Consider the following 22,157-nt stretch of genomic DNA (forward strand, 5'->3'; position numbering starts at 1 on the left):
TAGGCCCGATGGTCGACCCCGAGTGCACTCTCCTGAGCCAAGTGGGGGATGGTAGAGACAGTCAGGGCACCTCGAAGATGAGGCACAACGTCGGTGAGGGAAGACGTGAGCGACAACTCTGTAGTACTGCGGTACGGCGACGGCGAGTACACCTACCCGGTGATCGACAGCACCGTCGGTGACAAGGGCTTCGACATCGGAAAGCTCCGCGCCCAGACCGGGCTGGTGACGCTGGACAGCGGTTACGGCAACACCGCCGCGTACAAATCCGCCATCACCTACCTGGACGGCGAAGCGGGCATCCTGCGGTATCGCGGCTACCCGATCGAGCAGCTGGCCGAGCGCTCCACCTTCCTGGAGGTCGCCTACCTGCTGATCAACGGCGAGCTGCCGACGGTCGACCAGCTCTCGGCGTTCAAGAACGACATCACGCAGCACACCCTGCTGCACGAGGACGTCAAGAACTTCTACAAGGGCTTCCCGCGCGACGCCCACCCGATGGCCATGCTGTCCTCGGTCGTCTCGGCGCTGTCCACGTTCTACCAGGACAGCCACAACCCGTTCGACGAGCGCCAGCGCAACCTCTCGACGATCCGCCTGCTCGCCAAGCTCCCGACGATCGCGGCGTACGCGTACAAGAAGTCGATCGGTCACCCGTTCGTCTACCCGCGCAACGACCTCGGCTACGTCGAGAACTTCCTCCGCATGACCTTCTCGGTCCCCGCGCAGGAGTACGAGCTCGACCCGACCGTGGTCTCCGCGCTCGACAAGCTGCTGATCCTGCACGCGGACCACGAGCAGAACTGCTCGACCTCCACGGTCCGCCTGGTCGGCTCCTCGCAGGCGAACATGTTCGCCTCGATCTCCGCCGGCATCAACGCGCTGTGGGGCCCGCTGCACGGCGGCGCCAACCAGTCCGTGCTGGAGATGCTGGAGGGCATCCGCGACTCCGGCGGCGACGTCGACTCCTTCATCCGCAAGGTGAAGAACAAGGAGGACGGCGTCCGCCTGATGGGCTTCGGCCACCGGGTCTACAAGAACTTCGACCCGCGCGCCAAGATCATCAAGGCCGCCGCGCACGATGTGCTGTCCGCCCTCGGCAAGTCCGACGAGCTGCTGGACATCGCGCTGAAGCTGGAGGAGCACGCGCTCTCCGACGACTACTTCGTCTCACGCAGCCTCTACCCGAACGTCGACTTCTACACCGGCCTGATCTACCGGGCCATGGGCTTCCCGACCGAGATGTTCACGGTCCTGTTCGCCCTCGGCCGGCTGCCGGGCTGGATCGCCCAGTGGCACGAGATGATCAAGGAGCCGGGCTCCCGCATCGGCCGCCCGCGCCAGATCTACACGGGCGTCGTCGAGCGCGACTTCGTCCCCGTCGAGGAGCGCTGAGGCGCCCCACGCCGCATTGCTTCGGGCCCCCGTATCCGTCTGCCGGGTGCGGGGGCTCTCGCGTGCCCTGTGCTCAGGGCCGAAAAAAAGAAGGCGCCCCGGAGCGCCGGTCCCCCCACGGGCCGACGACCAGGGCGCCTTCCCAGTCCCGGTTCGGATTCCCCCCACGGGATCCGGCCGGGCGTCTGTGAGGACAGCGCCTGAACCGCTGTTGAGCGAAACGAGCAGAACTCGCCGTACTGCTGGTGAGTGCGATCTGCCGGGACAGCGCACGCCCGGGAGGGCCGCTCAAAGCTTCCCGGTGTACGTGCCCCGGCAACGCATCTCCGGAGAAGTCCCCCAAGACATCTCCAGATGTCAGATCGCGCCCCCCAAGACGCTCCCTGACATCGTCAACTTAGACCTTCGAACCCCTTCGATGGTTACGTTCACATCACTGTGATCTGCGTCTCTTGCGTATGTCCGTTAGATGCGCAAGAGCCCGGTTAAGCCGTTCGGGGCTCAAGCGTAAGGATGATGCGCGAGCCTTGTGAAGAGCTTATGTGAGCCGGGCCCGGGACTCCAGAGGGGCTCATATCGCGTTCGCCGCGAACTTAGGGGGAATTGCGGCGACTTCACCGGAATGTCCGCAGTCGGAGGCTGTTCGTCACCACGAAGACGGACGAGAAGGCCATCGCGGCCCCCGCGATCATGGGGTTCAGCAGCCCGGCGGCGGCCAGCGGCAGCGCGGCCACGTTGTAGCCGAAGGCCCAGACGAGATTGCCCTTGATCGTGGCCAGCGTCCGCCGGGACAGCCGGATCGCGTCCGCGGCCACCCGCAGATCGCCGCGGACCAGCGTCAGGTCACCCGCCTCGATCGCCGCGTCCGTGCCGGTGCCCAGGGCCAGACCCAGATCGGCGGTGGCCAGCGCCGCCGCGTCGTTGACGCCGTCGCCGACCATGGCCACGACCCGCCCCTCGGCCTGCAGCCGCCGCACGGCCGCGACCTTGTCCTCGGGCAGGACCTCCGCGACCACCCGGTCGATCCCCACGCGCTCGGCGACGGCCTCGGCCACCGTCCGGTTGTCCCCGGTCAGCAGCACCGGCGTGAGCCCGAGGGCGCGCAGCTCCCGCACGGCCTCGGCGCTGGTCTCCTTGACCGCGTCCGCCACGGCCAACACGGCCCGTGCCGTGCCGTCCCAGCCGGCCAGTACGGCCGTGTGCCCGGACCGCTCGGCCTCCTCCCGCGCGCGGGCCAGCTCCGGCGGCACGTCGTCGAAGAGCCGCCCCACGGCGACCGCACGGCCCTCCACGCGCCCGCGTACGCCCCGTCCCGGGACGTTCTCGAAGTCCCCGACGTCCGGGAGCCGTCCGGCCCTCTCCTCGGCGCCCAGGGCGATCGCCCGGGCCACGGGGTGCTCGGAGGCGTGCTCGACGGCTCCGGCGAGCCGCAGCACCTCCTTCTCGTCGGCCCCCTCGGCGAGGTGGACCTCCTGGAGCGTCATCCGGCCGGTGGTGACCGTGCCCGTCTTGTCCAGGACGACGGTGTCGATCCGGCGGGTGGACTCCAGCACCTCCGGGCCCTTGATCAGGATGCCGAGCTGGGCGCCCCGGCCCGTGCCGACCATGAGCGCGGTGGGCGTGGCCAGGCCCAGGGCGCACGGGCAGGCGATGATCAGCACCGCGACGGCCGCCGTGAACGCGGCGACGCCGTCACCGGTGAGCCCCAGCCACGTCCCGGCCGTGGCGGCGGCGATCAGCAGCACGACCGGCACGAAGATCCCGGAGATCCGGTCGGCGAGCCGCTGCACCTCGGCCTTGCCGTTCTGCGCGTCCTCGACCAGCTTGGCCATCCGCGCCAGCTGCGTGTCGGCGCCGACCCGGGTGGCCTCCACGACGAGCCGGCCACCGGCGTTGACCGTCGCGCCGGTGACCGTGTCCCCGGCCCTCACGTCCACCGGCACGGACTCGCCGGTCAGCATCGAGGCGTCCACGGCTGAGGCGCCCTCGACGACCGTGCCGTCGGTGGCGATCTTCTCGCCGGGCCGTACGACGAACCGGTCGCCGACGGCCAGCCGCTGCGCCGGGATCCGCACCTCGCGCCCGTCCCGCAGGACGGCGACGTCCCTGGCGCCCAGCTCCATCAGGGCGCGCAGGGCCGCTCCGGCGCGCCGCTTGGAGCGGGCCTCCAGATAACGGCCCAGCAGGAGGAACGCCGTGACGCCGGAGGCCACCTCCAGGTAGATCGAGGAGGCGCCGTCGCCGCGCGAGACCGTGAGCTCGAAGGGGTGCCGCATGCCGGGCATGCCCGCGTCGCCGAGGAACAGCGCCCACAGGGACCAGCCGAACGCGGCCAGGGTGCCCAGGGAGACCAGCGTGTCCATGGTCGCGGCGCCGTGCCGGGCGTTCGTCCAGGCCGCGCGGTGGAACGGCGCCCCGCCCCAGACGACGACCGGTGCGGCGAGGGTGAGCGAGAGCCACTGCCAGGAGTCGAACTGCAGGGCCGGGACCATGGCCAGGAGGACGACCGGGACGGCCAGGGCGGCGGAGACGAGCAGCCGCCGGCGCAGCGCCGACAGCTCGGGGTCCTGCTCCGCCGCGCCGGGTGCGGGCTCCTCCTCGGCCGGGGGCGCGGGCTCCTCGGCGGTGTACCCGGTCTTCACCACGGTGGCGATCAGGTCGGCGACCTCGACGCCCTCGGGGTAGGTGACCCGGGCCTTCTCCGTCGCGTAGTTCACCGTGGCGCTGACGCCGTCCATGCGGTTGAGCTTCTTCTCGACGCGGGCCGCGCAGGACGCGCAGGTCATCCCGCCGATGAGCAGCTCGACCTCGGCGACCGCGGACTCGCGGCCGGCCGGCGCCTTGGCGGTGGTGCTGGTCATGTCCTCACTCCAGGAGATGTGCGGGTCGCCCGGTGAACGGAACGGGCCGCACGGGCCGGGGCGGCGGCCGTACGGCCCGTACGGGTACGAGTGCCGGGATCGGCACGTCTCAGACCTGATCCGTCACCGGCCCGTGGTGACCGGGCGGAACCGGGTCCGCCCGGCCCCTGCGGTCAGGCCGGGGTGCCTTCCGTCAGGCCCGGCCGGCCAGTTCGAAACCGGCCTCGTCGACGGCGGCGCGGACGGCCTCCTCGTCGAGCGGGGCCGCGGAGACGACGGTGACCTCGCCGGTGGAGGCGACGGCCGTCACCGAACTGACGCCGGACAGCTGGGAGAGCTCGCCGGAGACGGCGCCCTCGCAGTGTCCGCAGCTCATGCCGCTCACCTTGTAGACGGTGGTGACGGGGCCCGTGGTGTCGGTCTGGGCGGTCATGTCGTTACTCCTCGTCGAGGCGTGTGGGGCCGTGGGGGCCCTGGGGGCTCCCCACCTCGTCCCACTGTACCCCTAGGGGGTATCGGTTCGGCTCCAGGCCGGTGTCGAGGATCCCGCGCTCATCCGAGGACCGGGCCGTGGGCCGGATCGTCCGGGCCGGTTAGCGTCGGACTCCCGGGAGGAGGCGGACGCCCCGTCCCCGGGACACGACACGAACGGAAGGCGGGTGGGACATGCGGGCCGTGGTGTTCGAGCGGTACGGGGAGGAGGCCGAGGTCCGGGAGGTCGCCGACCCGGAGCCCGCGGAGCACGGGGTGGTCGTCCGGGTCGAGGCCACCGGGCTGTGCCGCAGCGACTGGCACGGCTGGCAGGGCCACGACCCGGACATCACCCTCCCGCATGTGCCCGGGCACGAACTGGCCGGTGTCGTCGAGGCCGTGGGCGCCCGGGTGGGCCGGTGGCGGCCCGGCGACCGGGTCACCGTGCCGTTCGTCTGCGCCTGTGGCAGCTGCCCGTCCTGCGCGGCGGGCGATCACCAGGTGTGCGAGCGCCAGACCCAGCCCGGCTTCACGCACTGGGGCTCCTTCGCCCAGTACGTGGCGCTGGACCACGCCGACGTGAACCTCGTGGCGCTGCCCGAGGAGATGTCCTTCGCCACGGCGGCCTCGCTCGGCTGCCGGTTCGCCACGGCGTACCGGGCGGTGGTGCGGCAGGGCAGGGTCGCCGCGGGGGAGTGGGTCGCGGTGCACGGCTGCGGCGGGGTGGGGCTGTCGGCGGTGATGATCGCGGCCGCTGCGGGCGCCCGGGTCGTGGCGGTGGACGTCTCCGCCCGGGCCCTGGAACTGGCGCGGAAGTTCGGTGCGGCGCACTGCGTCGATGCGGCCGCCGTGCCGGACAGCGCCGCGGCGGTCCGCGACCTCACCGGTGGTGGCGCGCACCTCTCGCTCGACGCCCTCGGCGCACCGGCCACCTGCGCCGCCTCGGTGAACGGCCTGCGCCGCCGCGGCCGCCACGTCCAGGTGGGACTGCTGCCCTCGCCGGACGGCACGACACCGGTGCCGATGGCCCGGGCGATCGCCCTGGAGCTCGAACTGCTCGGCAGCCACGGCATGCCCGCGCACGGTTACCCGCCGATGCTGGAACTGGTCCGCGGCGGCGTCCTGCGCCCGGACCTGCTGGTGACGTCGACGATCCGGCTCGACGAGGCCCCCGCCGCCCTGGCGGCCATGGGGACGGCGGCCGGTGCGGGGGTGACGGTCGTCGAGCCCTGGCGGTGAGACGGCCGTGCCCCACGCGGCGGTGGGGCACGAAATCAGGGGCGGGGTGGCTCAGTCCGCTCTTCGGTTGCGGTTGCCGGGGCGGGAGGCGACCCAGGCCCGGACGGTGTCGGCGTACCAGTACGGTTTGCCGCTCTCGACGTGGTCGGGCGGGGGCAGCAGACCGTGTTTGCGGTAGGACCGCACGGTGTCGGGCTGCACCCGGATGTGTGCCGCGATCTCCTTGTAGGACCAGAGCCTTCGGTCGGTCATGACGTGTACCTCCCCGCGCGCACCACGGCGGCGGCCGGAACGGCCGTCCGGGGGAGCCGGGCGCTGCGCTGGTGATCAACAAGCCTGTGTCCGGTCAACGACACCTCCCTGACACAGGGCAGGGGCTGTGCGCGGGTGTGACGGAAGACCCGCGTACGCGCGACATGTGTGACAGGAAGAGGGTGTTTGTGACACAGCCGGGGCAAAGGCGTACGCCGGCGCGGCGGCGGGGCACCTTGACGTGAGGCCCGGACCCGGCCCGGTGTTCAGCTCTCCAGCAGCCGCCAGGCCGTCAGGGCGAGTCCGGCGCGCAGCAGACCGGCGGGCTCGGTGAGCTCGAAGCCCAGCTCCCTGCCGATCAGCTCCAGCCGCCGCGCCACGCTGCTGTGGTGCAGATGGAGCTGGTCGGCGGCCCGCCGCAGGGAGCCGGTGGCGCAGTAGGCCTCCAGCGTGCGCAGGTCCTCGGGGGCGTCGGCGAGCCGGGCGAGCGCGCTCACGTCGGCGTTGGCGCGCACGGTGTCCGGGGGGATGTCGGCGAGCAGCGCCAGCGCCCCCAGGTCGGCGTGGGAGATCACCGGCCGGCGCGCGGTGGTGAAGCGCAACGCGGTGCGGGCCTGCCGCCAGGACACCTCGGGGCTCTCGGCGGTGCCGATGCCCGCGCGCACGCCGTCCGGAAGCGCGGCCCGGTCCACCGAAGCGGCCAGGACGACACCCACGCCGCCGAGCGGTGCCGCCTTCACCGGCCGGGCCGGGCAGAGCAGGCCCCCGACCCGGTCGAGCGGCACCTGCGACCGCACGGCGACGACGCGGATCGGCAGCTCGGGGGCGAAGCCCAGCAGCCGCAGCGCACGGGCGCGGGCCGCCTCCTCGGTGCCGCGGCTGACGACGAGTTCGACGAGGGCGGGGTCGGCCATGGTGGTGCGGGCCGGGCCGTACCGTTCGACGACCGCGGCGGCGGCGATGGCGAGCCGGTCCAGCAGCACCTCGTCGAGCGGGAGGGGCGGGCCGGGCCGTTCCAGCCAGACCGTCCCGATCTCCTCGTCGTCGAGGGTGATCGCGACCGTGCTGGACGCGGGCGCGGACGGGGCGGGGGCCTGCCCGCCGCCGGGGGAGAAGCGGATCGACCGCCCCGTGCCGTGCAGCCGGATCCCGGCCACGCACTCGGCCAGGCCCGCCGACGCCCGGGCCAGGGCCGGGAGGTCGACCCGGCGGCGCATCAGGGTGTCGTAGAACATCACGACGCGGATCGCGCCCTCGACCTGCGCGTCCAGCTGCGACAGTCGTACGGCCAGTGCCTCCATGGCGTGAGGATATGCGCCGTTCGGTGCCCAACGGGGCGCGTATGCCCGACGGTTGGCGGATGCTCCGGGATCGGCGGGCGGTGAGGATGACCGCATGGACCCTGAACTCGAGGCATTCGTCCCGCTGTTCCCCCGCGCCGATCTGACCGACCCGGTCACCGAGCGCAAGAACTTCGCCGAACTGGCCGCCGCGGTGCCGGCCCCGGACACCTCCGGGATGGAGGTCGAGGACCACACCGTCGCCGGTGACCCCGACGTGCCGGTCCGCGTCTACCGCCCGCACCGGGCGCGCGGCGCCGTCGTCTGGCTGCACGGCGGCGGATTCGTCATGGGCGACCTGGACACCGAACACCCCTGGGCCGCCCGGCTCGCCGCCGCCTCCGGCGCGGTGGTGATCTCGGTGGGCTACCGCCTGGCCCCCGAGCACCCGTTCCCGGCCGCGCTCGACGACGCGTACACCGCGCTGACCTGGGCCGCCGAGCACGCGGCCGATCTCGGCACCGACCCGGAGCGCATCGCCGTCGGCGGGCACAGCGCCGGGGGCGGCCTGGCGGCGGCCCTGGCGCTGCGGGCGCGCGACCGGCAGGGGCCGCAGATCCGCTTCCAACTGCTCAACCAGCCCGGACTCGACGACCGGCAGGAGACGTGGTCGCAGCGGAACTTCACCCACACGCCCTGGATGAACCGCGACAAGGTCGCCGCGTCGTGGCGGCACTACCTGGGGGGAGCCCCCGCCACTCCCTACGCGGCCCCGGCCCGGGCCGCCGAGCTGACCGGCCTGCCGCCCGCCTACGTGGCCACGGCGGAACTGTGCCCGAACCGCGACGAGGACATCGCCTACGCCCTGCGCCTGCTCCGGTCCGGCGTGCCGGTCGAGCTGCACCAGTGGCCCGGCACCTTCCACGGCTCCCAGGCGATCCTCTCCGCCGACGTTTCGCAGCGGCAGACGGCCGAGCTCGCCGCGGCCCTGCGCCGCGCCCTGGCCGGATGAACCGGCAGGCACCCCGCACTCCTCACCCCGCACCCCGGACAGCCGGAAAGGACGTCACGACCATGACCCTCGCCCCGTTCGGCCTCTTCACCTCGTTCGTCCGCCTCGGCGACGACGGCGAGGTGCGCGTCGAGGAACCCGCGTTCGACCCCGAGCAGGACTCCTGGCAGGTGATGACGTTCCACGTGGAGACCGACGAGGACGTCCACGGCGACCACTGGGAGATCCACACCGAGGCCGACGAGGTCGTCGCCTGCCTCACCGGCGGCATCCGCCTGTGCCTGCGCCCCGAGCGGCCGGGCGAGAAGGAGCAGGAGACCGGTCTGGCGCCGGGGGCCGCCGTCGTCGTGCCGCGCGGCCGCTGGCACCGCATCGCGCTGGACGCGCCCAGCGACATCATGTCCGTCACCCTGCCGCGCGGCAGCCGCCTGGAGAGGCGGACCGAGGCCTAGGGCCGAAGACTGCACAGGAGAAGGACCAGGTGACGCCGAAAGCGCTGTCATGATCTGGTCCGAATGTCCGGACAAAACATTGACAGGGCTTCGGGAAGGGGGCTACAAAGCCGGGGAGAGCCGAACACCGAGGGGACACCGATGGCGTACGACCTGATCACCATGGGGCGGATCGGAGTGGATCTGTATCCGCTGCAGACGGGCGTCCCGCTGCCGCAGGTCACCTCCTTCGGCAAGTTCCTCGGCGGTTCGGCGAGCAATGTCGCGGTCGCCGCGGCCCGCCTGGGACGGCGGACCGCGGTGATCACCCGGACCGGCGACGACCCCTTCGGCGCCTACCTGCACGAGGCCCTGAAGGGCTTCGGCGTGGACGACCGCTGGGTCACCCCCGTGCCCGGCCTGCCCACCCCGGTCACCTTCTGCGAGATCTTCCCGCCGGACGACTTCCCGCTGTACTTCTACCGGCAGCCCAAGGCACCCGACCTGGAGATCGACGCCCACGAGCTGGACCTCGACGCCATCCGCGAGGCCCGCGTCTTCTGGATCACCGGCACCGGCCTGAGCGAGGAACCCAGCCGCACGGCGACCCTCGCGGCCCTCGCCCACCGCGCCGGGTCCGGCACGACGGTCTTCGACCTCGACTGGCGCCCGATGTTCTGGACGGACCCGGCACAGGCCCGCCCCTTCTACGAGGAGGCCCTGCGCCACACCACCGTCGCGGTCGGCAACCTCGACGAGGTGGAGGTCGCCACCGGCGTGCGCGAACCGCACGCCGCCGCCCGCGCCCTGCTGGACGCCGGTGTCGAGCTGGCCGTGGTCAAGCAGGGACCCAAGGGCGTCCTGGCGGTGAACAGCGCCGGGGAGAGCGCCGAGGTCCCGCCCCTGCCGGTGAACGTGCTCAACGGCCTCGGCGCCGGCGACGCCTTCGGCGGTTCCCTCGTCCACGGCCTGCTGGCCGGCTGGGACCTGGAGAAGACCATGCGGCACGCCAACGCCGCGGGCGCCATCGTCGCCTCCCGCCTGGAGTGCTCCTCCGCGATGCCCACCCCGGACGAGATCGAGGCGGCCGTCGGCGCGGGGGCCGTGCGGTGAGCGTCGACGTCTCCGAACTCGTCCGCCTGCGCAGCCGCCACCCGGAGGCGGTCGCCGAGGCCGCCGCCCGCCGCACCCGCCGGCCGCTGCTGAACGACACCGGCCGGCTGATGATCGTCGCCGCCGACCACCCGGCCCGCGGCGCCCTCGGCGCCGGCGGCCGCAGCCTCGCCATGGCCAACCGCGCCGACCTCCTCGAACGCCTCTGCCTGGCGCTGTCCCGCCCCGGCGTGGACGGCGTCCTCGCCACCGCCGACATCCTCGACGACCTGCTGCTGCTCGGCGCCCTCGACGGCAAGGTCGTCATGGGCTCCATGAACCGCGGCGGTCTCCAGGGCGCCCGCTTCGAACTCGACGACCGCTTCACCGGCCACCGCCCCGAGGACATCGAGCGCCTCGGCTTCGACGCGGGCAAGCTGCTGCTGCGCATCGACTACGACGACCCGGGCTCGCTGACCACCCTGGAGTCCACCGCCCGGGCCGTGGACGCCATGGCGGCCCGCCGGCTGCCCGTCTTCGTCGAGCCGTTCATCAGCCGCCGCGACGGCACGGGCCGGCTGCGCAACGACCTGTCCGCCGAGGCCGTCACCCGGTCGATCGCCATCGCCTCGGGCCTGGGCGGCAGCTCCGCCTACACCTGGCTGAAGGTGCCGGTCACCGACAACCCCGACGACATGGCCGAGGTCATGGCGACCTCCACACTGCCCGCCGTGCTGCTCGGCGGCGAGGTCGGGGGCTCCGCCGAGGAGCAGGCTGGGGCGTACGAGAAGTGGCGCGGCGCGCTGCAACTGCCCACCGTGTGCGGGCTGGTGGTGGGCCGCTCGCTGCTGTATCCGGCGGACGGCGACGTGGCCGCCGCCGTGGACACCGCCGTAGGACTGCTGTGAGGGCCTCTTCATGACCAGTGAGCTGTACGTCCCCAAGGGCACCACCACCGGCGTGAACTACGTCCTGGACATCGACCCCAAGCGGGCCGGCTGGACGCACAGCAGCCTGCGGATCGTGGAGCTCGGTCCGGGCGGCACGCACACCTTCACCACCGGCGACAGCGAGTGGATCGTCCTGCCTCTGCAGGGCGGTTGCACGGTGCGCGTGGAGGACGAAGAGTTCCACCTCTCGGGCCGCCGGGACGTGTTCGCGTCGGTCACCGACTTCGCGTACGCGCCCCGGGACGCCCGGGTCCAGATCGCCTCCGGCGCGGGAGGCCGCTTTGCTTTGGCAGGAGCGAAGTGCGAGCGACAACTCCCCGCCCGCTACGGCCCCGCGCCGGAGGTCCCCGTCGAGGAACGCGGCAGCGGCACCTGCACGCGCCGCGTCCGCAACTTCGCCTCCGCGGACGCCTTCGACTGCGACAGGCTCATCGCGGTCGAGGTGATCACGCCCGGCGGCAACTGGTCCTCCTACCCGCCGCACAAGCACGACGAGCACCGGCCCGGCGAGGAGTCGGAGCTGGAGGAGATCTACTACTTCGAGATCGACGGCCCGAACGGGTTCGGGTATCAGCGCGTATTCCCCTCGCGTGAGGGCGGATCCGACGTCCTCACCGAGGTCCGCTCCGGCGACGCCGTCCTCGTCCCCGACGGCTGGCACGGCCCGTCGATCGCCCAGCCCGGCCACGACATGTACTACCTGAACGTGATGGCCGGCCCGGGGCGGACACGGGAGTGGCGGATCTGCTTCCACCCGGACCACACGGAGGGGTACCGATGACCACCCGGCTGACCGTCGCACAAGCGCTGGTCCGTTTCCTGGCCGCCCAGTACACCGAGCGCGACGGCGTCCGGCAGCGGCTCATCGGCGCCACCTGGGGCATCTTCGGCCACGGCAACGTCGCCGGTCTCGGCCAGGCGCTGCTGGAGCACGCCGAGCGGATGCCGTTCCACCAGGGCCGCAACGAACAGGCCATGGTGCACGCGGCGGTCGGCTACGCCCGCCAGTCCGACCGCCTGTCCACGCACGCCGTCACGACGTCCATCGGCCCGGGCGCCACCAACCTGGTCACCGGCGCCGCCCTCGCGACCATCAACCACCTGCCGGTGCTCCTCCTGCCCGGCGACGTCTTCGCCGCCCGCCCCGCCGACCCGGTCCTGCAGCAGCTCGAAGTGCCGTACGCCGGTGACGTGTCGGTCAACGACTGCCTGCGCCCGGTGTCGAGGTACTTCGACCGGATCACCCGCCCCGAGGCGCTGATCCCCTCGGCGCTGAACGCCATGCGGGTGCTCACCGACCCCGTCGAGACCGGCGCCGTCACCCTCGCCCTGCCGCAGGACGTGCAGGCCGAGGCGTACGACTGGCCCGAGGAGTTCTTCGCCGAGCGCACCTGGACCGTCCGGCGGCCCGGCGCCGACCCGACGGAGCTGATGGACGCGGTGCACACGATCCGCGCGGCGAAGCGGCCGCTGGTCGTCGCGGGCGGCGGCGTCCACCACAGCCGCGCCGAGGAGGCGCTCGCCGAGTTCGCCGAGGCCACGGGCATCCCGGTCGCCTCCACCCAGGCCGGCAAGGGCTCCCTGCGCCACGACCACCCGCAGGACGTGGGCGGCATCGGCCACACCGGCACGGCCACGGCGGACGAACTGGCCCGCACCGCCGACCTGGTGATCGGCGTCGGCACCCGCTACACCGACTTCACCACCGCCTCCGGCACCCTCTTCGCCCACCCGGACGTACGGTTCCTGAACCTCAACATCGCCCCCTTCGACGGCCACAAGCTCGCCGGGCAGCCCCTGGTCGCGGACGCCCGCAGCGGCCTGCAGGAGCTCACCGAGGCCCTGCGCCTGCACGCGTACCGGGTCGCCGGCACCTACGCCACCGAGTACACCGAGGACAAGGAACGCTGGGAGCAGCGCGTCGACGCCTGCTACGAGGTGGACGAGCCGGACACCCGCCCCACCCAGCCGCAGGTCCTCGGCGCCCTGGACGCCCTCGTCGACGCGTCGGACATCCTGATCAACGCGGCCGGCTCCCTCCCCGGCGACCTGCACAAGCTCTGGCGGACCCGGTCCCGCGACCAGTACCACCTGGAGTACGGCTACTCCTGCATGGGCTACGAGATCCCGGCCGCGATCGGCGTGAAGCTGGCCGCCCCGGACCGGCCCGTGTGGGCGCTGGTCGGCGACGGCACGTACCTGATGATGCCCACGGAGATCGTCACGGCCGTGCAGGAGGGCGTCGCGATCAAGGTCCTGATCATCCAGAACCACGGCTACGCCTCCATCGGCGGCCTGTCCGAGTCGGTCGGCGGCGAGCGTTTCGGCACGGCGTACCGCTACCCCTCGCAGGACGGCTCCTACACCGGCCCTCCGCTGCCCGTGGACCTCGCCGCCAACGCCGCCAGCCTCGGCATGCGGGTGCTGCGCGCGAAGACCGTGCGGGACCTGCGCGAGGCCCTCGCCGAGGCCCGGGCCGCCGACACTCCCACATGTGTCTACGTGGAGACCCAAACGGCAGACACAGTGTCGGGCGCGCCTCCCGCGCAGGCCTGGTGGGATGTACCCGTGGCCGAGACCGCGACACGGCCGTCCGCGGTCAAGGCACGTGAGCTGTACGAACGGCACGTCTCCACCCGACGCCGCCATCTGTGAAGGAGTTCCCGGCCATGACGAAGATCGTCAACCACTGGATCGGCGGCAAGACCGTCGAAGGCGCCTCGGGCACGCACGGGCCGGTCACCAACCCGGCGACCGGCGAGGTCACCACGAAGGTCGCGTTCGCCTCGGTCGACGAGGTGGACGCGGCGGTCGCGGCCGCCAAGGAGGCCTTCGCCACCTGGGGCCAGTCCTCCCTGGCGCAGCGGACCTCCATCCTCTTCAGGTTCCGGGCGCTGCTGGACGCCCACCGCGACGAGATCGCGGAGCTGATCACCGCCGAGCACGGCAAGGTCCACTCCGACGCCCTCGGCGAGGTCGCCCGCGGCCTGGAGATCGTCGACCTGGCCTGCGGCATCAGCGTGCAGCTGAAGGGCGAGCTGTCCACGCAGGTGGCGAGCCGCGTCGACGTCTCCTCGATCCGCCAGCCGCTCGGCGTGGTCGCCGGCATCACGCCGTTCAACTTCCCGGCGATGGTGCCGATGTGGATGTTCCCCCTCGCCATCGCCTGCGGCAACACGTTCGTGCTGAAGCCGTCGGAGAAGGACCCGTCGGCCTCGATCCGCCTCGCCGAACTGCTCGCGGAAGCAGGTCTCCCGGAGGGTGTCTTCAACGTCGTCCACGGTGACAAGGTGGCCGTCGACCGCCTCCTGGAGCACCCGGACGTCAAGGCCGTCTCCTTCGTCGGCTCGACCCCGATCGCCCGCTACATCCACACCACCGCCTCCGCCAACGGCAAGCGCGTCCAGGCGCTCGGCGGCGCCAAGAACCACATGCTGGTCCTGCCGGACGCCGACCTGGACGCCGCCGCCGACGCCGCCGTCTCGGCCGCCTACGGCTCCGCCGGCGAGCGCTGCATGGCCATCTCCGCGGTCGTCGCGGTCGGCGCCGTCGGCGACGAACTCGTGGAGAAGATCCGCGAGCGCGCCGAGAAGATCAAGATCGGCCCGGGCGACGACCCGGCGTCGGAGATGGGCCCGCTGATCACCAAGGTCCACCGCGACAAGGTGGCGTCCTACGTCGAGGGCGCGGCCGCCGAGGGCTGCGAGGTCGTCCTGGACGGCACCGGCTACACCGTCGACGGCTTCGAGGACGGCCACTGGATCGGCATCTCGCTGCTGGACAAGGTGCCCACGTCCGCGAAGGCCTACCAGGACGAGATCTTCGGCCCGGTCCTGTGCGTGCTGCGCGCGGAGACGTACGAGGAGGCCCTGGACCTGATCAACGCCTCGCCGTTCGGCAACGGCACCGCGATCTTCACGCGGGACGGCGGCGCGGCCCGCCGCTTCCAGCTGGAGGTGGAGGCCGGCATGGTCGGCGTGAACGTGCCGATCCCGGTCCCCGTGGGCTACCACTCCTTCGGCGGCTGGAAGGACTCGCTCTTCGGCGACCACCACATCTACGGCAACGACGGCACGCACTTCTACACCCGCGGCAAGGTCGTCACCACCCGCTGGCCGGACCCGGCCGACGCCCCGGCGGGCGTGGACCTGGGCTTCCCGCGCAATCACTGACACCCGGCTCCCGGGGCCGTCCGCATCGCGGACGGCCCCATTTTTTTGCGCGGCCGCCCTGCGGTTCCCGCACCCGCCAGGCCCGTGGCGCAGAAGCCTTGATGCAACGTTAACGCGCGAATGTGCGCCCATGCGCTGCGGATTTCGTAGGTGAACAGCCATTGACGTGATGGTTTCCGTCGATGTTGCATCCCTCACGTGACCGACACCCTCACCCCTGTCGAGGCCGCCGTCGCGCAGGCGTCGGGCGGCCCCAAGAAGCTGAAGCGCTCCATCGGAGTCGTCGGCGGCACCCTCCTGACCCTCTCCTGCGTGACCCCGGCCTCCACGCTGTTCGTGGTCGTCCCGGACCTGTTCGGATCGCTCGGCACCGCCACCGCCCTGACGATCGCCATCGGCTCCCTGCTCTGTGTCGCCGTGGCGTTCTGCTACTCGGAGCTGGGCACCCTCGTCCCCAGCGCCGGTGGCGAGTACGCCATGGTCTCGACGCTCGCCGGACGCCTCGCCGGCTGGCTGGTCTTCGTACTCTCCCTGCTGGTCGTGATGATCGTCCCGCCGGTCATCGCGATGGGCACGGCCGACTACCTCGCCCCGCTGGTCCACCTCGACCCGTCCTGGACGGGCGCCTCGGTGATGCTCCTCGCCACGCTCGCCGGTCTGCTGGACCTGCGGGCCAACGCCTGGATCACCGGCGTCTTCCTGGTCCTGGAGGTCATCGCCGCGGCGGTCGTGGCGGTCCTGGGCTTCACGCACGCCGAGCGCGGCGCCGGCAGCCTGGTCTCGATGCAGGTGGCGGGCCCGGACGGCGGCCCCGACACGGTGACGGCCCTGCTGGTGGTCTCCGGCCTCGCGATCGCCCTCTTCGTCACACAGGGCTTCTCCACGGCGGTCTACCTCTCCGAGGAACTGGAGAACCCCCGGCGCTCGGTGGCCCGCACCGTCCTGGCCACCCTCGCCATCTCCGCCGTGATCCTCCTGGTCCCGGTCGCGGCCATCACCCTGGGCGCCCCCGACCTGGCCGCCCTCACCGGCGGGGACATCTCCACCATGGTCACCGCCTGGTCCAACTCGGCCGTGGGCACGTTCGTCAGCCTCTGCGTGGCCCTGGCGATCATCAACGCCGGGATCGTCATGGTCATCCAGAACTCCCGCGTGCTGTTCGCCTCGGCCCGCGACAAGGCCTGGCCCGCCCCGGTCAACTCCCTCTTCTCCCGCCTCGGCCGCTTCGGCTCCCCCTGGGTCTCCACCCTCGCCGTCGGCGTCCCCGGCGCGGCCCTGTGCTTCGTGAACCTGGACACCCTGTACGGCGTCACGGGCGTCTCGGTGACCGGCATGTACCTGCTGGTGGCGGCCGCGGCCCTGCTCTCCCGCCGCGGCAGCCACCAGCACACCCCGGCCTGGCGCATGCCCCTGTGGCCGGCAGCCCCGCTCCTGCTGATGGTGGTGCTGGTCTACATCCTGACCCAGCAGGAGACGACGTACCTGCTCTGGACGGGCGGCATCACCGCGGCGGCGACCTTGTACTGGGCGCTGTACCTGCGCCCGCGCAAGCAGACGCGGTGGCTGGTCTCGGTACCGGAGGACGAACAGGCCTCTTAGGGGCGCGGGGAACTGCGCGAACAGCCACCGAGCACCCGCGCCCGGCAACGCACAGCCCCCCGCCGAGCCTCGAAGCCGTACACCACCCGCAGTACGCCGGAAACCCCGTGTACACCCCTGGAAGGCCCCGCACTTCGGTCTCCGGTCGACAACTCATCGACAGGTTCACCCCGTACCGTTGACGCATGGATCTTCGACTGCCCGGACTCAACGGGCTGCTTCGGAGGCCCCGGAGGCTCCTCGCCGCCGGGGCCGCCGTCGTCGTGCTCGCGGGCGCGGGGACATGGACGGCCGTCGCCGGCGACGAGGCGCCCCCGGTGCACCGCACGGACCGGCTCCTGGACACCCGGGACGGCGTCCGCATCGACACCTCCTTCTTCACCTCCGGTGGAGAGGGCCGCCGCCCCGCCGTCCTGCTCGGGCACGGCTTCGGCGGCAGCAAGAAGGACGTCCGGCAGCAGGCCGAGGACCTGGCCCGGGACGGCTACGCGGTCCTGACCTGGTCCGCGCGCGGCTTCGGCAGGTCGACCGGGAAGATAGGCCTGAACGACCCCGAGGGCGAGGTCGCCGACGTCTCGAAGCTGATCGACTGGCTCGCCACGCAGCCCCGGGTCGAGCTCGACAAGAAGGGCGACCCCCGCGTCGGCATGGCCGGAGGCTCCTACGGCGGCGCCATCGCCCTGCTCACGGCCGGCCACGACCGGCGCGTCGACGCCATCGCCCCCGCGATCACGTACTGGAACCTCGCCGACGCCCTCTTCCCGAACGGCGTGTTCAAGAAGCTGTGGGCGGGCATCTTCGTCAACTCCGGCGGCGGCTGCGAGAAGTTCGAGCCCGCGCTGTGCCGGATGTACGAGCGCGTCGCCGAGTCGGGCACACCCGACGCCGAGGCCCGCGACCTGCTGGAGCAGCGCTCCCCGTCCGCGGTCGGCAGGAACATCGAGGTGCCGACGCTGCTGCTGCAGGGCCAGTCCGACTCGCTCTTCCCGCTCGGCCAGGCCGACCAGGCGGCGAAGACCATTCGCGCCAACGGCGCCCCCGTCGACGTCGACTGGATCGCCGGCGGCCACGACGGCGGCGACCTGGAGACCGGCCGCGTCCAGGACCGCGTGCAGACCTGGTTCGACCGCTACCTGAAGGACGACAAGGGCGTCGACACCGGCCCCGCCTTCCGCGTCACCCGCACCCTCGGCACCGGCTCCGGCGACGGCGAACCCCGCCTGGCCGGCGTCACCTCCGACCGCTACCCGGGCCTGGAGAGCAAGCGGACCTCCCTGGCCCTGACCGGCCGCGAGCAGAGCTTCGCCAACCCGCCCGGTGCCAGCCCGCCCGGTGTCTCCGCCCTGCCCGGCCTCGGCGGCGCGGGCGGCCTGAGCCAGCTGTCCGGCCTCGGCATCGGCGTCTCGCTGGACTTCCCCGGCCAGTTCGCCGCGTTCGAGTCGGCCCCGCAGCGCGAGGACCTCCAGATCACCGGCTCGCCCACCGCGACCGTCCACGTGAAGTCCACCAGCGACGACGCCGTGCTCTTCGCCAAGCTCTACGACGTCGGACCCGGCGGCGGCGCCCAGCAGGTGCTGCCCTCCCAGCTCGTCACCCCCGTCCGCGTCGAGGGCGCCAAGGCGGGCAAGGACGTGCGCATCACCCTCCCGGCGATCGACCACGAGATCGACGACGGCCACCGCCTGCGCCTGGTCCTCGCCTCCACCGACCTCGGGTACGCCTCCCCGACCGCCCCGGCGACCTACACCGTCTCCCTCAAGGGCGATCTGAAGGTGCCCTCCGCCCTCGGGCAGCGCGACAGCCAGGGTGCACTCCCCGCGTGGGTGTGGTGGCTGCCCCTGACCGGCGCCGCGATCGCCCTGGCCCTGATCGTCACCGGCCGCCGCCGCACCGCCGCCCCCGCCCCGCCGGACCCGGCCCTCGCCGAGGTCCCCCTCCAGATCACCGACCTCACCAAGCGCTACGCCAAGGCGTCGGACCGGTACGCGGTCAAGGACCTCTCCTTCCGCGTGGAGAAGGGCCAGGTGCTCGGCCTGCTCGGGCCGAACGGCGCCGGCAAGACCACCACCCTGCGCATGCTGATGGGCCTCATCAAGCCCGACGGCGGCGAGATCCGCGTCTTCGGCCACGCCATCGCGCCGGGCGCCCCCGTGCTCTCCCGGGTCGGGGCCTTCGTCGAGGGCGCGGGCTTCCTGCCGCACCTGTCCGGCCGGGAGAACCTGGAGCTGTACTGGCGCGCCACCGGCCGCCCCGCCGAGGACGCGCACCTGGAGGAGGCCCTGGAGATCGCGGGCCTGGGCGACGCCCTCGCCCGCGCCGTGCGCACCTACTCCCAGGGCATGCGCCAGCGTCTGGCCATCGCCCAGGCCATGCTCGGCCTGCCGGACCTGCTCATCCTCGACGAACCCACCAACGGCCTGGACCCGCCCCAGATCCGCGAGATGCGCGAGGTGATGATCCGCTACGCCGCCGCCGGCCGCACGGTCATCGTCTCCAGCCACCTCCTCGCCGAGGTGGAGCAGACCTGCACCCACCTGGTCGTCATGGACCACGGGCAGCTCGTCCAGGCGGGCCCCGTCGCGGAGATCGTCGGCTCGGGCGACACGCTCCTGGTGGGCACGGCCACGCCCGTGGACGAGCCCGTCCTGGAGAAGGTCGCCGCCCTGCCCGGCGTCGCCTCGGCCGTGCGCGCCGACGAGGGCCTGCTGATCCGGCTCGACGCCGACGGCACCCCGCAGCGCCTGGTCGCCGACCTGGTACGGCTGGACGTGCCCGTCACGTCGGCCGGCCCGCACCGCCGCCTGGAGGACGCCTTCCTCACCCTGATCGGAGCCGAAGCATGAGCACGCTCGCCGAGCCGCCCGCCGAGGTCGCCGACGGCTACCGCGCGGGCCGCACCCTGCCCTTCCGCGTCGAGCTGGTCCGCCAGCTGAAGCGCCGCCGCACGATGGTCATGGGCGGCGTGCTGTTCGCCCTGCCGGTCATCCTGCTCATCGCCTTCCAGGTCGGCGGCGACCCGGGCGGCAACAACAACCGCGTCAACCTCATGGACACGGCGACCGCGTCCGGGGCGAACTTCGCCGCGGTCAACCTCTTCTCCGCCGCCGGCTTCCTGCTCGTCATCCCCGTCGCCCTGTTCTGCGGTGACACGGTGGCCTCGGAGGCCAGCTGGTCGTCCCTGCGCTACCTGCTCGCGGCCCCCGTGCCCCGGGCCCGGCTGCTGTGGTCCAAGCTCGCCGTCGGACTCACCCTGAGCTTCGCGGCGATGGTCCTGCTCCCGGTCGTCGCCCTCGCCGTCGGCACGGCCGCCTACGGCTGGGGCCCGCTGGAACTGCCCACCGGCGGCAGCCTGTCCACCGGCACGGCGGCCCAGCGCATCCTGATCGTCGTCGCGTACATCATGGTGTCCCAACTGGTCACCGCGGCCCTCGCGTTCTGGCTGTCGACCCGTACGGACGCCCCGCTCGGCGCGGTCGGCGGCGCGGTGTTCCTCACCATCATCGGCAGCGTCCTGGACGAGGTGACGGCCCTCGGCGACTGGCGCGACTTCCTTCCCGCGCACTGGCAGTACGCCTGGCTCGACGCCGTCCGGCCGCAGCCGGAGTGGTCGGACATGATCCAGGGCGCGTCCGTCTCCGTAACGTACGCGCTGGTGCTGTTCGCCCTGGCCTTCCGGGGTTTCGCGCGCAAGGACGTCGTCTCCTAGGTCACCGGAGGATCACCCACCGGTCTCGGCGGGCCACCTCCGTGGCCGCTTCGAGACGCTTCCGCAACGCCCCGTGCCGCACGTTCGGGCCCCCTGCCCCGTCACAGTCGCAAGAAGCCGACGTCAACGGACGCAGGGGGTACGGACGATGAACCGTTTCCGGACACGACGACTGCTGCTCGCCCTCACGGCGGCGAGCGGGCTGCTGCTCACCGCGTGCACCGCGGGCGAAGACACCGGCGACGCCGGCAAGGCGGCCGACCGCCCCGCGTACGGCGCGGGCGAACCGGCACCCGCCCACGGCGACGAGGACGGCACGAGCGAGCGGGACGACGCCCGCGAAGACCCCGACCACCTCTCCACGTTCGCCCTCGACGTCGACACCGCCTCCTACGACTACGCCCGCCGCACCCTCGCCGAGGGCCGGCTGCCCGACCCGTCGACGGTCCGCCCCGAGGAGTTCGTCAACAGCTTCCGCCAGGACTACCCACGCCCCGACGGCGACGGTTTCACGGTCACCGTCGACGGCGCCCGCACGGACGACGAGGACTGGTCCCTGGTCCGCGTCGGACTCGCCACCCGCACCACCGGGGGATCCGGCGAACGCCCGCCCGCCGCCCTCACCTTCGTCCTCGACGTCTCCGGCTCCATGGCCGAGCCGGGCCGCCTGGACCTCGCGAAGGAGTCCCTGTCGGTGATGACGGACCGGCTGCGCGACGACGACTCGGTCGCGCTGGTCACCTTCAGCGACGAGGCCGAGACCGTGCTGCCCATGACGCGTCTGGACGGCGACCGCGACGAGATCCAGGACACCATCGACGACCTGGAGGTCCAGGACTCCACCAACCTCGGCGCCGGTGTCGAGACCGGCTACGAGACGGCCGTCGAGGGCCTGCGCGAGGGCGCCACCAACCGGGTCGTGCTGGTCTCCGACGCCCTCGCCAACACCGGCGACACCGACGCCGGCACGATCCTGGAGAAGATCGCCGGCGAACGCCGCGAGCACGGCATCACCCTCTTCGGCGTCGGCGTCGGCAGCGACTACGGCGACGCCCTCATGGAACGCCTCGCCGACCGGGGCGACGGCCACACCGTCTACGTGTCCGACGAGGACGAGGCCCGCGAGGTCTTCTGCGAGCAACTCCCGCGCCACGTCGACCTCACCGCGCGCGACGCCAGGGCCCAGGTCGCCTTCGACCCGGAGACGGTCCAGGACTTCCGGCTCATCGGCTACGACAACCGCCGGGTCGCCGACGAGGACTTCCGCGACGACCGCGTCGACGGCGGCGAGGTCGGCCCCGGCCACACCGTCACGGCCCTGTACGCCGTACGCACCGCGCCCGGCGCCGAGGGCCACCTCGCCACCGCCACCGTCCGCTGGCTCGATCCCGCCACCCGGGCCCCGCACGAGGAGACCGGCGACCTGGAGGCCGACGCCCTCGACGACTCCGTCTGGAGCGCGGGCCGGGGCCTGCGGACGACCGCCACGGCCGCCTACTTCGCCGACGCCCTGAGCCACCACGGGCCCCCCGTACCGGGCGCCCCGCACCTCGGCGAACTCGCCGGGCACGCCGACGACCTGGCGGACCGCACGCAGGACGAGGACCTCCGCCGGCTCGCCGAGGCGATCGACACCGCACGCCGCCTGACCTGACCCCCGGCCGTTGACCTATCCTTACGCACGAGTAAGTTGACTC

Annotated in this window: 17 protein-coding genes; 13 read left to right on the plus strand and 4 right to left on the minus strand. The window is 72.6% G+C overall.

Going from position 1 to position 22,157, the window contains the following annotated elements:
- Window positions 1-105: 105 nt before the first annotated feature.
- A complete protein-coding gene (locus ACIGAQ_RS10625) occupies window positions 106-1,395 on the plus strand; it encodes a citrate synthase (protein ID WP_362274997.1) in 1,290 nt (429 codons plus the stop codon).
- 614 nt (window positions 1,396-2,009) lie between these two features.
- Here the strand turns inward: ACIGAQ_RS10625 and ACIGAQ_RS10630 are convergent.
- Both ACIGAQ_RS10630 and ACIGAQ_RS10635 read right to left on the minus strand, forming a co-directional pair.
- On the minus strand, window positions 2,010-4,256 hold the full coding sequence (locus tag ACIGAQ_RS10630; protein ID WP_399781239.1) for a heavy metal translocating P-type ATPase: 2,247 nt from the start codon (window positions 4,254-4,256) through the stop codon (window positions 2,010-2,012).
- A gap of 193 nt (window positions 4,257-4,449) precedes the next feature.
- A complete protein-coding gene (locus ACIGAQ_RS10635; RefSeq protein ID WP_311686488.1) occupies window positions 4,450-4,689 on the minus strand; it encodes a heavy-metal-associated domain-containing protein in 240 nt (79 codons plus the stop codon).
- Window positions 4,690-4,922: 233 nt separating this feature from the next.
- Here ACIGAQ_RS10635 and ACIGAQ_RS10640 point away from each other — a divergent pair, with 233 nt between their 5' ends.
- A complete protein-coding gene (locus ACIGAQ_RS10640; RefSeq protein ID WP_399781242.1) occupies window positions 4,923-5,966 on the plus strand; it encodes a zinc-dependent alcohol dehydrogenase family protein in 1,044 nt (347 codons plus the stop codon).
- 51 nt (window positions 5,967-6,017) lie between these two features.
- Here the strand turns inward: ACIGAQ_RS10640 and ACIGAQ_RS10645 are convergent, their stop codons facing one another.
- Window positions 6,018-6,218: an AlpA family transcriptional regulator gene (locus tag ACIGAQ_RS10645; RefSeq protein WP_094052395.1), complete on the minus strand. Its 201-nt coding sequence runs from the start codon at window positions 6,216-6,218 to the stop codon at window positions 6,018-6,020.
- 266 nt (window positions 6,219-6,484) lie between these two features.
- On the minus strand, window positions 6,485-7,519 hold the full coding sequence (locus tag ACIGAQ_RS10650) for a helix-turn-helix domain-containing protein (RefSeq protein WP_399781246.1): 1,035 nt from the start codon (window positions 7,517-7,519) through the stop codon (window positions 6,485-6,487).
- Between the two features lie 94 nt (window positions 7,520-7,613).
- Between ACIGAQ_RS10650 and ACIGAQ_RS10655 the strand changes: the two genes are divergently transcribed.
- The 11 genes from ACIGAQ_RS10655 to ACIGAQ_RS10705 all read left to right on the plus strand — a co-directional run bounded on the left by ACIGAQ_RS10655 (window position 7,614) and on the right by ACIGAQ_RS10705 (window position 22,114).
- On the plus strand, window positions 7,614-8,510 hold the full coding sequence (locus ACIGAQ_RS10655) for an alpha/beta hydrolase (RefSeq protein WP_399781249.1): 897 nt from the start codon (window positions 7,614-7,616) through the stop codon (window positions 8,508-8,510).
- 62 nt (window positions 8,511-8,572) lie between these two features.
- Complete coding sequence (locus ACIGAQ_RS10660; protein ID WP_311686492.1) at window positions 8,573-8,962, plus strand: cupin; 390 nt, start codon at window positions 8,573-8,575, stop codon at window positions 8,960-8,962.
- A 141-nt stretch (window positions 8,963-9,103) separates the two neighbouring features.
- Entirely contained in the window at window positions 9,104-10,054 is a 951-nt protein-coding gene (gene iolC, locus ACIGAQ_RS10665; RefSeq protein WP_399781252.1) for a 5-dehydro-2-deoxygluconokinase, read from the plus strand.
- Complete coding sequence (locus ACIGAQ_RS10670; protein WP_399781255.1) at window positions 10,051-10,941, plus strand: deoxyribose-phosphate aldolase; 891 nt, start codon at window positions 10,051-10,053, stop codon at window positions 10,939-10,941. Before iolC ends, ACIGAQ_RS10670 begins: the two co-directional genes overlap by 4 nt.
- A gap of 10 nt (window positions 10,942-10,951) precedes the next feature.
- The gene (gene iolB / locus ACIGAQ_RS10675; RefSeq protein ID WP_311686495.1) at window positions 10,952-11,764 is read left to right on the plus strand and encodes a 5-deoxy-glucuronate isomerase; all 813 of its coding nucleotides are present in this window, start codon (window positions 10,952-10,954) and stop codon (window positions 11,762-11,764) included.
- On the plus strand, window positions 11,761-13,638 hold the full coding sequence (gene iolD / locus ACIGAQ_RS10680) for a 3D-(3,5/4)-trihydroxycyclohexane-1,2-dione acylhydrolase (decyclizing) (RefSeq protein WP_362274980.1): 1,878 nt from the start codon (window positions 11,761-11,763) through the stop codon (window positions 13,636-13,638). The genes iolB and iolD overlap by 4 nt, the downstream gene beginning before the upstream one ends.
- A gap of 14 nt (window positions 13,639-13,652) precedes the next feature.
- Window positions 13,653-15,155: a CoA-acylating methylmalonate-semialdehyde dehydrogenase gene (gene mmsA, locus ACIGAQ_RS10685; protein WP_399781260.1), complete on the plus strand. Its 1,503-nt coding sequence runs from the start codon at window positions 13,653-13,655 to the stop codon at window positions 15,153-15,155.
- A gap of 198 nt (window positions 15,156-15,353) precedes the next feature.
- Entirely contained in the window at window positions 15,354-16,754 is a 1,401-nt protein-coding gene (locus ACIGAQ_RS10690) for an APC family permease (RefSeq protein ID WP_399781263.1), read from the plus strand.
- 185 nt (window positions 16,755-16,939) lie between these two features.
- The gene (locus ACIGAQ_RS10695) at window positions 16,940-19,597 is read left to right on the plus strand and encodes a CocE/NonD family hydrolase (protein WP_399781266.1); all 2,658 of its coding nucleotides are present in this window, start codon (window positions 16,940-16,942) and stop codon (window positions 19,595-19,597) included.
- Window positions 19,594-20,460 carry an ABC transporter permease gene (locus ACIGAQ_RS10700; protein ID WP_399781269.1) on the plus strand — a complete coding sequence of 289 codons (867 nt, stop codon included), beginning with the start codon at window positions 19,594-19,596 and terminating at the stop codon, window positions 20,458-20,460. Before ACIGAQ_RS10695 ends, ACIGAQ_RS10700 begins: the two co-directional genes overlap by 4 nt.
- Before the next feature lie 148 nt (window positions 20,461-20,608).
- Complete coding sequence (locus tag ACIGAQ_RS10705) at window positions 20,609-22,114, plus strand: von Willebrand factor type A domain-containing protein (RefSeq protein ID WP_399781272.1); 1,506 nt, start codon at window positions 20,609-20,611, stop codon at window positions 22,112-22,114.
- Window positions 22,115-22,157 lie beyond the last annotated feature (43 nt).

Source organism: Streptomyces sp. NPDC085932, assembly GCF_044540525.1.
Taxonomy (GTDB): Bacteria; Actinomycetota; Actinomycetes; order Streptomycetales; family Streptomycetaceae; genus Streptomyces; species Streptomyces levis.